The organism is Agreia sp. Leaf210, from assembly GCF_001421485.1.
In the GTDB taxonomy this organism is placed as follows: Bacteria; Actinomycetota; Actinomycetes; order Actinomycetales; family Microbacteriaceae; genus Agreia.
The window spans coordinates 532,621-544,995 of record NZ_LMKK01000003.1 but is presented as its reverse complement, the minus strand read 5'-3'; the positions used below and the strand labels follow the sequence as shown (position 1 = coordinate 544,995).

Below are 12,375 nucleotides of genomic sequence, written 5' to 3'. Positions count from 1 at the left end.
TCGAGGGCTAGCAAGGCTAACCTAACCGCTCGGTCGCGGTGGGCCTCGGTGCGAGTGCCCGCATGTATCTTGACGTCAAGATAAATCGTAACACCGCAAATGGTGATGCACGCGTTCAGACGCGGGTGTCGGTCTCGCTCTTGCCATGTCCGAACGCGGTTCGGACGAGCAGCCAGGTGACCCACAGCATGGCCGCGTAGAGCGGTACGCCGAGGATCAATTTGACCGAACCCAGGGCTGCAGCCTGGCCCGCGAGGTAGAGAGGTCCCTCGACGCCCAGGCGCAGGGCGAAGAGCCCGACCCAGCACCAGGTGGCGACGAGGACGACCCTGAACTTCGCCCGGTCCGACCTCCACCCGGTCGAGTCGCCGGTGAGCAGACCCACGATGACACCGATGAGCGGCCATCGGACGATGATCGAGATGAGAAGCACGACGATGCTGATCGCGTTGATGATGAGGCCGGGGAGGAAGTTGTCTTCGGCCCGGCCGGTGAAGAGCGCGAGGGCGGCCGAGATGGCGACGCCCAGGAGGCCGGTCACGGCGGGCATGACGGGGCTGCGAGTGACCGCTCTGACGATGATGAATCCCACCGCCACGATGACGGGTGCGACGACGCTCGGGGTGAGATCGCTCGTCACCGTATAGATGACGAGGAACGCGAGCCCGGGGAGAAGAGACTCGACGAGTCCTCGCACTCCCCCGATGGCACGGATGAGCGACGCCGCCGTGGGAGTCTCCCCCGGCGTCACCTGGCCGATTCCTGCCCTCCGTGCCGCATCCGCGAATGTCTGCGACAGGCTCGGGGCCGGCGCGCGGTCGTCGGACTGCGGATCGGACATCAGGCGCTCGTGGGAGGCGTGGCCGTCGCGGCCGTCTTGGGCATGTTGAGAGGAATGAGGTCGCGCGGGGGCATCGGCTGGGTTCCGCGCACGACGACGACGCTCCTGAAGAGCTCTTCGATCGCGAGCTCGGCGGCGGGGTTTGTGAGCGCCTCTCCGGCGATGACGCCGCGAAGGAACCAGCGCGGTCCGTCGACGCCGACGAAGCGCGCGAGGCGCGACGATGGAGAGGCGTCCGCGGATGCGCCCGCTGCGACGGGAACTTCTCCCACGAGCTCCGGGCCGAAAGCGCCTTCGCGTTCCGTGCTCGTGCCGCCCTGCTTGATGATCTGGTCTTCGATCTGAGCGCGGATCTCGTGCCAGAGCCCCGTCGACCGGGGAGCGGCGAAGGCCTGCACCTGCAGGGTCGATCCTGCGTAGTCGAGGCCTACGGCCACGACGCGATTCGTTCCCTCTTCGACCTCGAGTCGCAGATGGAGCCCTTCGCGCGGAAGGATCTTGAGGCCGCCGAGGTCGACGTACGGGCGAGCGGGGTTCGCCTCGTCCGCGTCGAACGGTCCTTCTTCAGCGCGATTCTCAGGTGCCGACTTTGTGTCGAGCGGCTCCTGATCTTCGATCTCGTCGATCGACTCGACGGCTGCGTCGTCGTTCGGCTTCTGCAGATCGCTCATGCGTTCTCTCCTTGTGATTCGGATGCTGTGGGCCCCTCGGTCGAACGAGACGCGGAGTACCCGGTCGAACCGAATCCCCCTGCTCCCCTGTCGCTGCCGGGAAGGGTGTCGACGGGAATGAAGACCGCCCGGGAGACCGGCATAACGATGAGCTGGGCGATGCGATCCCCGACGCCGATATCGTACGGCACGGTGCTGTCGGTATTCAGGAGTGCCACCTTGATCTCGCCCCGGTATCCGGCGTCGATCGTGCCCGGTGCGTTGACGATCGTGATGCCGTGCTTCGCCGCGAGTCCGCTGCGCGGGACGACGAAAGCCACGAAGCCGTCGGGAAGGGCGATGCTGACTCCCGTTCCCACCAGGCGACGCTCACCAGGCGTCAGCGTCAGAGCCTCGGCGGATGTGAGATCGGCACCCGCATCACCGGGATGCGAGTAGCTGGGAACATCGGCGGCCTGGATGAGAACTTCGACTGACTGGGTCACGCAGTCGAGGGTAGTGCAGTTTGTCTGATCGAATAGGTGCATGTCTTCGTATCGTGAGCGGCTCTGGCCCTCAATCTGGATCTATCTCGCCACCGCGCTCGTCATACCCGCGAGCATCCTCGTGCTGGCGCCCGTGAACATCGTCGCCGGAGTCATCGCGGCCGGCGTCCTCTTCGTCGGACTGGCGGGAATCTTCATCGTCCTCGCCCCGGTCATCGAGGTGCGGGACGGGATGCTGACCGCGGGCAAGGCTCGGATTCCCGTCGAGTTGCTCGGAACGCCGTCGGTCTACAGAGGCGGTGCAGCCACTCTGCAGCGCGGTCAGCGCCTCGATGCGCGTGCCTGGCTCTGCCTTCGAGGCTGGGTGGATCCGGTCGTAAAAATACCCCTCGAGGATCCGGACGACCCGACGCCGTACTGGCTCGTGTCGTCCCGGAATCCCGAGGGGTTGACGGCTGCTCTGTCCGCCTAGGCGGCGGGGCCGTGCGTGCTGTGCTCTGCGTCAGGCAGCGCACTCCACGCAGATCGGACCGAGCTTCTCTTCGTGATCGATCTGCGAACGGTGCTTCACGAGGAAGCAGTTGACGCAGGTGAATTCGTCGGCCTGCGGGGGCAGGACGACGACGTCGAGGTCGAGGTCGGAGAGGTCGGCGCCCGGCAGCTCGAAACCGCCGGGGTTGTCGGAATCGTCAACATCTACGACACCAGACATCTTGTCTGGAACGCGCTCTTTGAGCGCTTCAATCGACTCCGAATCGTCGTCGTTCTTGCGCGGAGCGTCGTAATCAGTTGCCATGCCCATCCACTTCTGAGGAGATTGATAAAACCAAATCGGCGGCGTTAGTTTGCACGAAAGCCACCGGAATAGCAATTCGGATTCGAGTCCGCATCGCCCATCGACGCCATCAACTTGCGGCACGCCCGTTACATTCCCGATATTCGGCCGAGAACGTGGCATGGTCGTAGCAACAGTGACCGCTGGAGGCCCCTTCACCATGCAGGAATTGACAGTAATCGGCGTCGAAGACGGCGCCCTCCTTGTTGCATCCGACGCCGGCGAGCGATACCGCATCGCCATCGACGACGTGCTTCAGAGTCGAATCAGACAGACCCTCACGCCGTCGAGCACGGGCAAACGTGTGTCTCCCCGCGAGATCCAGGGCCACATCCGTTCGGGTCTGTCCGCCGAAGAGGTGAGCCGGCTCACGGGAGCCGACCTCGACTACGTCGAACGGTTCGAGGGGCCGGTCCTTGCCGAACGTGCCTACGTCGTGAACTCGGCACTCAAGGTCGCGGTGCAGATCGACTCCGCTCTCGATCCTCTGGGCGAGGAGCCCACGTCTACCTTCGGCGAAGCCATCCAGGAACGACTCGAGGGTCTCGGCGCGTCCGACGAGCGCTGGGCCAGCTGGAAAGACGAGACCGGATGGATCGTCAAGCTGTCGTTCACCGCCAACGAGATCGATCACGACGCCCGGTGGCAGTACGACCCCAAGCGGCACGCCCTCACACCACTGAACACCGAGGCCGTCACGCTGTCTCAGAACGGCGAGATCACCGAGGGGCTCATTCCGAGGCTGCGCGTCGTCTCTCCTCGCGTCGAAGCAGAGGAGTCGCCCGCGGCGACTCCCGCCCCGGTCGCGACGAACGACACGGCGCCCAATCCCGAGGTGATTCCCTACGGTCGCAGCGGGTCGTCGGGCGAATCCTCCCCCGCCGCAACCTCCGCTGCCATCTCGCGCTCGGAGGAGCGGCCCGCTGAGAATCTGAACCAGACGGCAGATCTCCTCGAGGCACTCCGCCGCCGACGGGGCGAGCGCGAGGCCGCTGTCTTCGTCGACGACTTCGACGACAGTGGTTCGGCTCCCTCATCGCCTCCCGCCGGCGACAGGGCCGGATCGCAGCGACCTTCCGACGCTCCGCGAGAAAAGCGTGACGCCGAGGCGCGACCCACGCTCACCTCGTCGATCTGGGCTTCAGCCGCGCGCAACGACACACTCGACGGCATCGACGCCCCCGAATCCGATTCACCGGCCCCGACCGCGTCGCAGCCCAAGCCGCCGCGGCGCAGTCGTGCCGCGATGCCGAGCTGGGACGAGATCGTCTTCGGTGCTCGGACGGACGACGACCTCGCCTGACTCCGATCAGCGCTCGAAGGCGCCGAATCTGAGCAGCGGAACAATCAGCTCGTCGGGGTTCCACGATCCGTGCTGGCCGACCATCCGGCGTGACGGGTCGTGGGGCTTCCGGGCGTCGTAGTAGACGACGTTCTTCGCGGCGGCGACGATGATGTCGCCGATGCGAGGCTTGACCGCGTCGTCGACCTCACCGAACCAACCCGCATCGATCGCCTCGTCGCGGGTGAGCACCCACGCGCGATCGCCTTCGGACTTGCGCCAGGCATCCAGAACCGAACGGCGCACGTCTGCCGAGGCATCCGCGGCGAAATGCAACTGAAGACACCGCGGATCTCCCGCGATATGGACGACCCGGTCGAGCTGAGCGTCTGCGCCGAACAGCACCTGCGACGTCTCGGGCACGTCGATGACGCCGTGGTCTGCCGTGAGCAGAACCCCTTCGTCGGCACGCAGCGTGCGCACGAAAGCCTGCATCGCCGCGTCCAATTCCTCGAGCAGATGCGTCCACCTGTCGGACTGCCACCCCTGGGCGTGAGCCGCCATGTCGAGTTCGGGGACGTAGACATAGGAGATCGAGCGGGAGTCGCGATCCAGCACCGACCGGGCGGCTTCGAACCGGTCGGAGATCGAATCGGCGGCCACGTAGCGGGCACCGCGGAGAACTGCGTCGGTGAAGCCCGAGGATTCGTATCTCTTCGGTCCGATGGCCGTCGCGTCGATCCCTGAGGCAGTGGCGCGCTCGAACACGGTGGCGCGCCTCTGCCAGACGGCGGGCTCCATATCGGGCCCCCACCCGGTCAGTTGATTCGCGATCCTGTCCGATGCCGGGATGAGCGCCGAATAGCCCACCAGTCCGTGCTGACCGGGCGATGCGCCCGTGGTGAGCGACGTGAGCGCCGCAGCTGTGGTGGTGGGGAAGCCGCTGACGAGCGTCGCCTTCTTGAAGAAGCGAGACGTCAGAAATCGCGCGTGGCCGGTGCGCTGACGAAGGGCGGATGCGCCGAGCCCGTCGACGAGGACGACCACGGCCTTCGACACGGCGGGGAGATCCAGGCGATTGTCCGCCGATGTCACGGCAGCGAGGCAACTGGGCAACACGTCCGACAGACGAGGCTCGTCGGATCGGGTCGCCGGTAGCATGGGGGGCATCGGGGCCAAGTCTGGCACACGTGACGGCAGGATTTCTCGTCCCGATCACGAACCGAACGTCGACCGATCTCGCACCGGTGCGCCGCCTTTCTTCGAAGAAAGCCCCATTCAGGTATGACCCCTCAGACACCAGACGCCCCCGAGACGCCCGAGAAGATCCTCGACGTCGACGTCTCGACCGAGATGCAGGACTCGTTCCTCGAGTACGCCTATTCGGTGATCTACTCTCGTGCTCTGCCCGACGCACGAGACGGACTCAAGCCGGTTCAGCGCCGCATCCTCTACCAGATGAGCGACATGGGGCTCCGTCCCGACAGAGGGCACGTCAAGAGCGCCCGGGTCGTCGGCGAGGTCATGGGCAAGCTGCACCCCCACGGCGACACGGCGATCTATGACGCGCTCGTGCGCATGGCCCAGCCGTGGACGCTGCGCGTCCCCCTCATCGACGGGCACGGCAACTTCGGCTCGCCCGACGACGGGCCCGCGGCTCCCAGATACACCGAGGCGCGGCTCGCCGCAGCGGCCCTGGCCATGACCGACGGCCTCGACGAGGATGTCGTGGACTTCGTGCCCAACTACGACAACCAACTGACCCAGCCCGACGTGCTTCCCGCGGCATTTCCGAACCTGCTCGTCAACGGTGCCGCGGGAATCGCTGTGGGAATGGCCACCAACATGGCTCCCCACAACCTCGTCGAGGTCGTCGCCGGTGCTCGCTACCTGATCGAGAACCCCGACGCGTCGATCGATGACCTGATGTCCTTCATTCCGGGCCCGGATCTGCCCGGGGGCGGAACGATCGTCGGGCTGGCCGGTATCCGCGATGCGTACACGACCGGCCGAGGCAGCTTCAAGACGCGGGCCCGAGTGAGCATCGAGAATCTCACCGCGCGCAAGGTCGGACTCGTCGTGACCGAGCTGCCCTACCTCGTCGGAACCGAGAAGGTCATCTCGAAGATCAAAGACGGAGTGACGAGCAAGAAGCTCGCCGGTATCTCCGACGTTACCGACCTGACAGACCGCACGCACGGACTGCGGCTCGTCATCGGCATCAAGACCGGCTTCAGCCCCGACGCCGTGCTCGAGCAGCTCTACCGCTACACCCCGCTCGAAGAGTCGTTCAATATCAACAACGTCGCCCTTGTGCGAGGCGAGCCGCAGACTCTCGGCCTGCGCGATCTGCTGCAGGTCTACATCGACCACCGCATCGAGGTGATCACGCGGCGTACGCGTTTCCGACTGGCGCGCAGAACCGAAAGACTGCACCTGGTCGAAGGGCTGCTCATCGCAATCCTCGACATCGACGAGGTCATCCAGGTGATCAGGGCGAGCGACGACACCGAAGCCGCACGCGTGCGACTGATCGACGTGTTCGAGCTGAGCGTGCTGCAGGCGGACTACATCCTCGAACTGAGGCTTCGACGGCTGACCAAGTTCTCGCGTATCGAGCTCGAGGCCGAGCGAGACTCCCTCCGCAGAGAGATCGAGGAGCTCACCGCCCTGCTCGGCTCCCCCGCCCTCATCCGTCGTGCCGTCTCGACCGAGCTCGACGCCGTCGCAGAGAAGCTCGGAACCCCTCGCCGGACGCTGCTCACCGAGGCGAAGCCCGGTGCAGCGCCCGCGTCGCGTCGAGCGCAGCCGGTCGTACTCGAACTCGCCGACACCGCCTGCGTGATCGTCCTCAGCACCACGGGCCGGGCCATCCGGATCGACTACCCCGAGGGCACGGATGCCCCACCGCTTCCCGGAGCCGCGGCTCGTCGCGCCCGGCACGACGCGGTGCTCTCGCTCGTGAGCACCACGAGTCGCAGCGAGGTCGGCGCAGTCACGACACTCGGCAGACTCATCCGTATGCCCGTTCTCGACCTGCCTGTCGTGCCGATCAACTCCGTGCAGCTCGCCGCCGGGGTGCGCATCGCCGAGTACCTCGGACTCGACACGAAGAGGGAACGGGTGGTCGGTCTCGTCTCGCTCGATTCCAGCGTGCCGATCGCCCTGGGCACCATCGGCGGAGTCGTGAAGCGGCTGATTCCCCAGGATTACGCGAACAAGCCCGACTTCGAGATCATCGCCTTGAAGCAGGGCGACCACGTCGTCGGGGTGGCCCAGCCGAGCGAGGAGAGCGAGTTGGTCTTCGCCGCCTCCGACGCTCAGCTGCTCCGGTTCTCCGTGAACTCGGTGCGCCCACAGGGGCGTACGGCCGGGGGCATGGCCGGCATGAAGCTGTCACCCGGTGCCCGGTGCATCTTCTTCGGCGCGGTGGCACCCGACGAGGGCGCTGTCGTCGCGACGGTGGCCGGTAGCACGTCGATGCTCCCCGGTACGGATCCTGGCAGCGCCAAGGTATCTGACTTCTCCGAGTTCCCCGCCAAGGGCCGTGCCACCGGAGGTGTGCGGGCACAACGATTCCTGAAGGGCGAGGACATCATGGTGCAGGCCTGGGTCGGCCCGCAGCCGCCGCACGCCGTCGGAACAGACGGAGTGGTGCGGCAGTTGCCCGACGGTGGGGCCCGCCGCGACGCGTCAGGCACGCCACTCGAGGCTATCGTCGGATCGATCGGTGCCACGATGGCATCGCGGATGCCCGTCGGCTCGGGCTCCGGGTCGGTCGACGACAGCGACTCCGTCGAGACCGACTGAGTACACAGATACGAAGAGAGGCCGTTCCCATCGGGGAACGGCCTCTCTTCGTTTATCAGACGTTACGTCGTGACCCTACTTCTCGAGGAGTCGCGCGGACTCGTCGAGCCAGCTCTTGGCGAGCGGCGAAAGCTTGTCGTGGAACTTCTTGCCGTGGTGCGAGCAGAAGAAGAGTTCGCTGCCGGACTCCATCTCTACTCGAACGTACGCCTGCGCGCCGCAGCTGTCACAGCGGTCTGCGCCGGTCAGTTGGTAGGTGGTCTCTTCGGTGATGGTGCCGTTCTCCGTTGCTGTTGTGTGCATGTGATGCTCCTCACGCCTCGCTGCTCGACAACCGATCTAGTTATCAAATCACGGGTAGCTTTGGCCGGTGCCGCTTTCGCTCGTGTTTCGCTCTGCGCGTACGTCGAATCAGGTCATTCGTGTCGGTGGACCGGCACACCCCGGCGGGAAACTACAGTTGATCGCTGGGCCATGATCCATTCGGCCCGTCGCTTATTTGGGAGAACACGTGGCATCGGCCGACTATTCCGCACGGCACCTGTCTGTACTCGAGGGTCTCGAGGCCGTGCGCAAGCGCCCCGGCATGTACATCGGGTCCACGGACTCCCGCGGACTCATGCACTGCGTCTGGGAGATCATCGACAACTCCGTCGATGAGGCTCTGGGCGGGCACGGCTCGGAGATCGAGATCCAGCTGCACGCCGATTCGAGTGTCGAGGTGAGGGACCGCGCCCGAGGCATCCCCGTCGACATCGAGCCGAAGACCGGTCTGTCCGGCGTCGAGGTCGTCTTCACCAAGCTGCACGCCGGCGGAAAGTTCGGATCGGGCTCGTATGCGGCATCCGGTGGTCTCCACGGGGTCGGCGCGTCTGTCGTCAACGCCCTCTCGGAGCGCCTCGACGTCGAGGTCGATCGTGACGGCAAGACCTACGCCATGTCGTTCCACCGCGGCGAGCCGGGTGTCTTCGACGACTCCGGCTCGACCCCGACACCGGATGCCCCGTTCACGCCGTTCGAGAACGGCAGCGAGCTCCGCGTCGTCGGCAAGGTGAAGCGGGGCGTCACCGGAACCCGCATCCGATACTGGGCCGACCGGCAGATCTTCAGCTCCACCGCGCGTTTCCAGACCGAGGAACTGTTCGACCGCGCACGTCAGACGGCTTTCCTCGTGCCCGGCCTGTCGATCGGCATCACCGACGAGCGCGGAGAGGACGTGCGTCGCGACGCCTTCCGCTTCGACGGGGGTATCGCGGAGTTCGTCGAGCACCTCGCCACCGACTCCGGCGTGACCGAGACGTGGCGTCTGCAAGGAAGCGGCTCGTTCACCGAGACGGTTCCCGTGCTGTCGCCTCAGGGGGCCATGGTGCCGACGGAGCTCAGCAGGGAGTGCGAGGTCGACCTGGCCCTACGCTGGGGAACCGGCTACGAGACCACGTTCCGCAGCTTCGTGAACATCATCGCGACGCCCAAGGGCGGAACGCACCAGGCGGGATTCGAAGCCGGCCTCCTCAAGTTCTTGCGTCAGACCGTCGAGGCGAATGCCCGCCGACTCAAGGCGGGAACCGACAAGCTCGAGAAGGACGACGTGCTCGCCGGCCTCACCGCCGTTCTGACCGTGCGGCTGCCAGAGCCCCAGTTCGAAGGACAGACGAAGGAGATCCTCGGAACTCCCGCCGTGCGCAACATCGTGTCGCAGGTCGTCACGAAGGGCCTCAAGGAGAGATTCGAGTCGACCAAGCGCGACGACAAGGCACAGACCGCTCTGGTGCTCGACAAGGTCGTCGCCGAGATGAAGTCGCGCATCTCTGCCCGCGCGCACAAAGAGACCCAGCGTCGCAAGAATGCTCTCGAGTCGTCGTCGCTGCCGGCGAAACTCGTCGACTGCCGCTCGAACGACGTGGCCCTGAGCGAGTTGATGATCGTCGAGGGTGACTCGGCTCTGGGAACGGCGAAGCTGGCCCGCAACAGCGAATTCCAGGCCCTGCTGCCTATTCGAGGCAAGATCCTCAATGTGCAGAAGGCCTCGGTCTCGGACATGCTCGGCAACGCGGAGTGCGCCTCGATCATCCAGGTCATCGGTGCAGGTTCGGGGCGTTCCTTCGACTTGTCGACCGCGCGCTACGGCAAGATCATCCTCATGAGCGACGCCGACGTCGATGGGGCGCACATCAGAACCCTGCTGCTCACCCTGTTCTTCCGCTACATGCGACCCCTGGTCGAAGACGGTCGTGTCTACGCGGCCGTCCCTCCCTTGCACCGCGTCGTCGTGATGAACCCCGGCACCAAGCCCAACGAGACGATCTACACGTACTCGGAGGCTGAGCTGCACACGTTGCTCGCCCAGCTCGACAAGGCGAAGAAGCGCTACCAGGATCCGATCCAGCGATACAAGGGTCTCGGCGAGATGGACGCCGATCAGCTCGCGACGACGACGATGGACAAGCGTCATCGCACCCTCCGTAGGGTCGGTGTCAGCGACGCGGAGCGGGCAGAGCGCACGTTCGACCTGCTGATGGGCGACGACGTGGCCCCGCGCAAGGAGTTCATCATCGCCGGATCAGAAGGCATGTCGCGAGAGCGCATCGACACCTGATCGTGCGCTGCCGTCAGGCGGTGCAGGCGCCGTTCAGACGAAGCGTCGCGGAATGCGAGGGCTGAGCCGCACGACGAGTTCCTCGGACATGGTCTCGGTGGCGTCGCCCCACTCCTGAAGGGTCTGCTCCCCCGTGCTGCCATCGCCCCACAGAGTGACGAGATCGCCGACGGCGACATCGGCGTCGTCGTCGAGGCCGATCCAGGCCCTGTCGACCTCGAGAGGGCTGACAAGCGGATGCCGCCGGCCGTGGAGGGCGACACCGACTCGGCCGGGCGCGAGTGTCGAGAGTCCGTCTGCGAAGCCGAGGTCGATGGACGCCCGGCGGCCATCCGGAAGCACCTCGATCGACGAGACGGGCGCGCGCATCGTCATCACCTGACGCAACCCCATGCTGTGAGCGCTCGGCCCGTCGCCCGGCGGCAGTCCGTAGGCGAAGGCACCGAAGCGAACGAGGTCGAAGCGCGCGTCGGCTCGGGCGAAGCCGGCAGCGCTGGCTGCCAGATGCCGGAGCGGTGCCTCGACACCGAGATCGCGTGCCACGGCGACCGCCTCGTTGAATCGGGCGATCGAGAGCGAATCCTCGTGGTCGTCGGCTTCGGCGATGTGAGTCCAGACGCCGACGATCTCGACCACTCCTCGATCCTCCAGCGACCGTGCGAGGCTGACGAGGTCGGGCCAGTCCTCCGGCGTCGCCCCGTTGCGATGCAGCCCCGTATCGATCTTGAGGTGGACTCGGGCGGTCGACGACGACGGGGAAGCCGCGATGGACTGCAGCTGGTCGACGGTCGAGATACCGAGATCGACCGAGGCAGAGATGGCGGCACCCGGATCGTCGGCCGGGTCGAGCAACCAGGCGAAGATCCGCGTCGGCGGGGTGATGCCTGCCTCGCGGAGTGTCAGAGCGGTCGGCACGTCGAGCGCACCGATCCATGAGATGCCCGAGTCGACGGCGGCTCTGGCGACATCGACGAGTCCGTGCCCATAGGCGTCGTTCTTGACGACGACCATCACGTGGGCCGGGGCGACCCGCGCGGTCAACACGTCGAGGTTGTGGCGGAGTGCGCTGAGATCGACGACGATCTCGCCTGTCGATGCGGTCATGAGTAGCTCCGAACGATTCTGTCGCCCAGCGATGCGGTGACCTCTGCCGCTGTCTTTCCGAGGTTCCCGGCCCACGAGAGCGGGGACGGATATCCCTTCGCCTCGTCTCCGAAGAGAACCACCTCGTCACCGGGCGAGACGGGAGTGTCTCCGACATCGAGCATGAAGACGTCCATGGCGACCCGGCCCGCGATCGGATGAGTGGATCCGGCGAACCACGCCCGCCCCCCGAGGCACGCGTGCCGGTCGATTCCGTCGCTGTAGCCGAGGCAGACCATGGCGAGCGTGGTCGGCGCCGCGGTGCGGTACACGTAGCCGTACGAGACTCCCTCACCGGCTCCGACCTTCTTGGTCGAGAGGACGCGTGCCGAGAGAGTCATCGCGGGCGAGAGTCCGAGACGCCGCGGGTCGGGAACAGAGATCGTGTCGAGCCCGAAGAGCTCCGGGCCGATGAGCGCGACGTCGCCCGCGCCCTGTTCGGCGCTCCGGATGGCGGGAATCGAGACACCGGCGTCGTGGATGGCCGCAGCGGCGGCCTCGTGCGACACCAGGAAAGCATCGATCGCTTCGCCGTCGAGGGCAGCGGCGATCGCCGTGGCTCCGTGACCGTAGGCGTCGCCGCGCAGATCGACGACGACGCGATGAGGCTCTCCCAGAGCGATCAGGATCCGTGCGTTGCGGCGTACGACGTCGAGGTCGATGACAGCACGGCGCGGTGGCGACGGATGTGTCGTGAGAGCTGACGACATCA

At 66.0% G+C, this 12,375-nt stretch carries 12 protein-coding genes; 4 read left to right on the top strand and 8 right to left on the bottom strand.

The genetic code is table 11. The features are described 5' to 3' along the window. Positions 1-115: 115 nt before the first annotated feature. The 3 genes from ASE64_RS12975 to dut are packed head-to-tail and all read right to left on the bottom strand — an operon-like array spanning position 116 to position 2,039. On the bottom strand, positions 116-841 hold the full coding sequence (locus ASE64_RS12975; RefSeq protein WP_055781184.1) for a DUF3159 domain-containing protein: 726 nt from the start codon (positions 839-841) through the stop codon (positions 116-118). Next, on the bottom strand, positions 841-1,512 hold the full coding sequence (locus ASE64_RS12970; protein ID WP_055781182.1) for a DUF3710 domain-containing protein: 672 nt from the start codon (positions 1,510-1,512) through the stop codon (positions 841-843). The genes ASE64_RS12975 and ASE64_RS12970 overlap by 1 nt, the downstream gene beginning before the upstream one ends. Further along, positions 1,509-2,039: a dUTP diphosphatase gene (dut, locus tag ASE64_RS12965; protein ID WP_055781179.1), complete on the bottom strand. Its 531-nt coding sequence runs from the start codon at positions 2,037-2,039 to the stop codon at positions 1,509-1,511. The genes ASE64_RS12970 and dut overlap by 4 nt, the downstream gene beginning before the upstream one ends. Here dut and ASE64_RS12960 point away from each other — a divergent pair. Then, entirely contained in the window at positions 2,038-2,469 is a 432-nt protein-coding gene (locus ASE64_RS12960) for a DUF3093 domain-containing protein (protein ID WP_055781178.1), read from the top strand. The two genes, dut and ASE64_RS12960, sit on opposite strands and share 2 nt — an antisense overlap. 30 nt (positions 2,470-2,499) lie before the next feature. Here ASE64_RS12960 and ASE64_RS12955 read toward each other — a convergent pair whose 3' ends face one another. Further along, the gene (locus ASE64_RS12955) at positions 2,500-2,793 is read right to left on the bottom strand and encodes a DUF4193 domain-containing protein (RefSeq protein WP_055781175.1); all 294 of its coding nucleotides are present in this window, start codon (positions 2,791-2,793) and stop codon (positions 2,500-2,502) included. 160 nt (positions 2,794-2,953) lie between these two features. On the opposite strand from ASE64_RS12955, the gene sepH reads away from it, so the two are divergent. Then, positions 2,954-4,135, top strand: a complete 1,182-nt coding sequence (sepH, locus tag ASE64_RS12950; protein WP_235480619.1) for a septation protein SepH — start codon at positions 2,954-2,956, stop codon at positions 4,133-4,135. A 6-nt stretch (positions 4,136-4,141) separates the two neighbouring features. Here the strand turns inward: sepH and ASE64_RS12945 are convergent, their stop codons facing one another. After that, positions 4,142-5,209, bottom strand: a complete 1,068-nt coding sequence (locus tag ASE64_RS12945) for an alkaline phosphatase family protein (RefSeq protein WP_235480618.1) — start codon at positions 5,207-5,209, stop codon at positions 4,142-4,144. A 189-nt stretch (positions 5,210-5,398) separates the two neighbouring features. Between ASE64_RS12945 and ASE64_RS12940 the strand changes: the two genes are divergently transcribed. Next, complete coding sequence (locus ASE64_RS12940; protein ID WP_082466277.1) at positions 5,399-7,924, top strand: DNA gyrase/topoisomerase IV subunit A; 2,526 nt, start codon at positions 5,399-5,401, stop codon at positions 7,922-7,924. Between the two features lie 75 nt (positions 7,925-7,999). Here ASE64_RS12940 and ASE64_RS12935 read toward each other — a convergent pair whose 3' ends face one another. Beyond that, complete coding sequence (locus tag ASE64_RS12935; RefSeq protein WP_044438448.1) at positions 8,000-8,227, bottom strand: DUF7455 domain-containing protein; 228 nt, start codon at positions 8,225-8,227, stop codon at positions 8,000-8,002. A 208-nt stretch (positions 8,228-8,435) separates the two neighbouring features. Between ASE64_RS12935 and ASE64_RS12930 the strand changes: the two genes are divergently transcribed. After that, positions 8,436-10,520 carry a DNA gyrase/topoisomerase IV subunit B gene (locus tag ASE64_RS12930; protein WP_055781170.1) on the top strand — a complete coding sequence of 695 codons (2,085 nt, stop codon included), beginning with the start codon at positions 8,436-8,438 and terminating at the stop codon, positions 10,518-10,520. Positions 10,521-10,553: 33 nt separating this feature from the next. Here the strand turns inward: ASE64_RS12930 and alr are convergent, their stop codons facing one another. Together alr and ASE64_RS12920 are read right to left on the bottom strand one after the other, a co-directional pair. Next, positions 10,554-11,624 (bottom strand): alanine racemase, encoded by a 1,071-nt coding sequence (gene alr / locus ASE64_RS12925; RefSeq protein ID WP_055781167.1) that lies wholly within the window; start codon positions 11,622-11,624, stop codon positions 10,554-10,556. After that, positions 11,621-12,373 carry an alanine racemase C-terminal domain-containing protein gene (locus ASE64_RS12920; protein WP_055781165.1) on the bottom strand — a complete coding sequence of 251 codons (753 nt, stop codon included), beginning with the start codon at positions 12,371-12,373 and terminating at the stop codon, positions 11,621-11,623. The genes alr and ASE64_RS12920 overlap by 4 nt, the downstream gene beginning before the upstream one ends. Between the last annotated feature and the right edge of the window lie 2 nt (positions 12,374-12,375).

Coding starts and splice junctions, on each gene's coding strand:
- ASE64_RS12940 (WP_082466277.1), top strand. CDS start 5,399: ATGACCCCTCAGACACCAGACGCCCCCGAGACGCCCGAGAAGATCCTC.
- dut (WP_055781179.1), bottom strand. CDS start 2,039: ATGCACCTATTCGATCAGACAAACTGCACTACCCTCGACTGCGTGACC.
- alr (WP_055781167.1), bottom strand. CDS start 11,624: ATGACCGCATCGACAGGCGAGATCGTCGTCGATCTCAGCGCACTCCGC.
- ASE64_RS12970 (WP_055781182.1), bottom strand. CDS start 1,512: ATGAGCGATCTGCAGAAGCCGAACGACGACGCAGCCGTCGAGTCGATC.
- ASE64_RS12975 (WP_055781184.1), bottom strand. CDS start 841: ATGTCCGATCCGCAGTCCGACGACCGCGCGCCGGCCCCGAGCCTGTCG.
- ASE64_RS12960 (WP_055781178.1), top strand. CDS start 2,038: ATGTCTTCGTATCGTGAGCGGCTCTGGCCCTCAATCTGGATCTATCTC.
- ASE64_RS12935 (WP_044438448.1), bottom strand. CDS start 8,227: ATGCACACAACAGCAACGGAGAACGGCACCATCACCGAAGAGACCACC.
- ASE64_RS12955 (WP_055781175.1), bottom strand. CDS start 2,793: ATGGCAACTGATTACGACGCTCCGCGCAAGAACGACGACGATTCGGAG.
- ASE64_RS12920 (WP_055781165.1), bottom strand. CDS start 12,373: ATGTCGTCAGCTCTCACGACACATCCGTCGCCACCGCGCCGTGCTGTC.
- sepH (WP_235480619.1), top strand. CDS start 2,954: ATGGTCGTAGCAACAGTGACCGCTGGAGGCCCCTTCACCATGCAGGAA.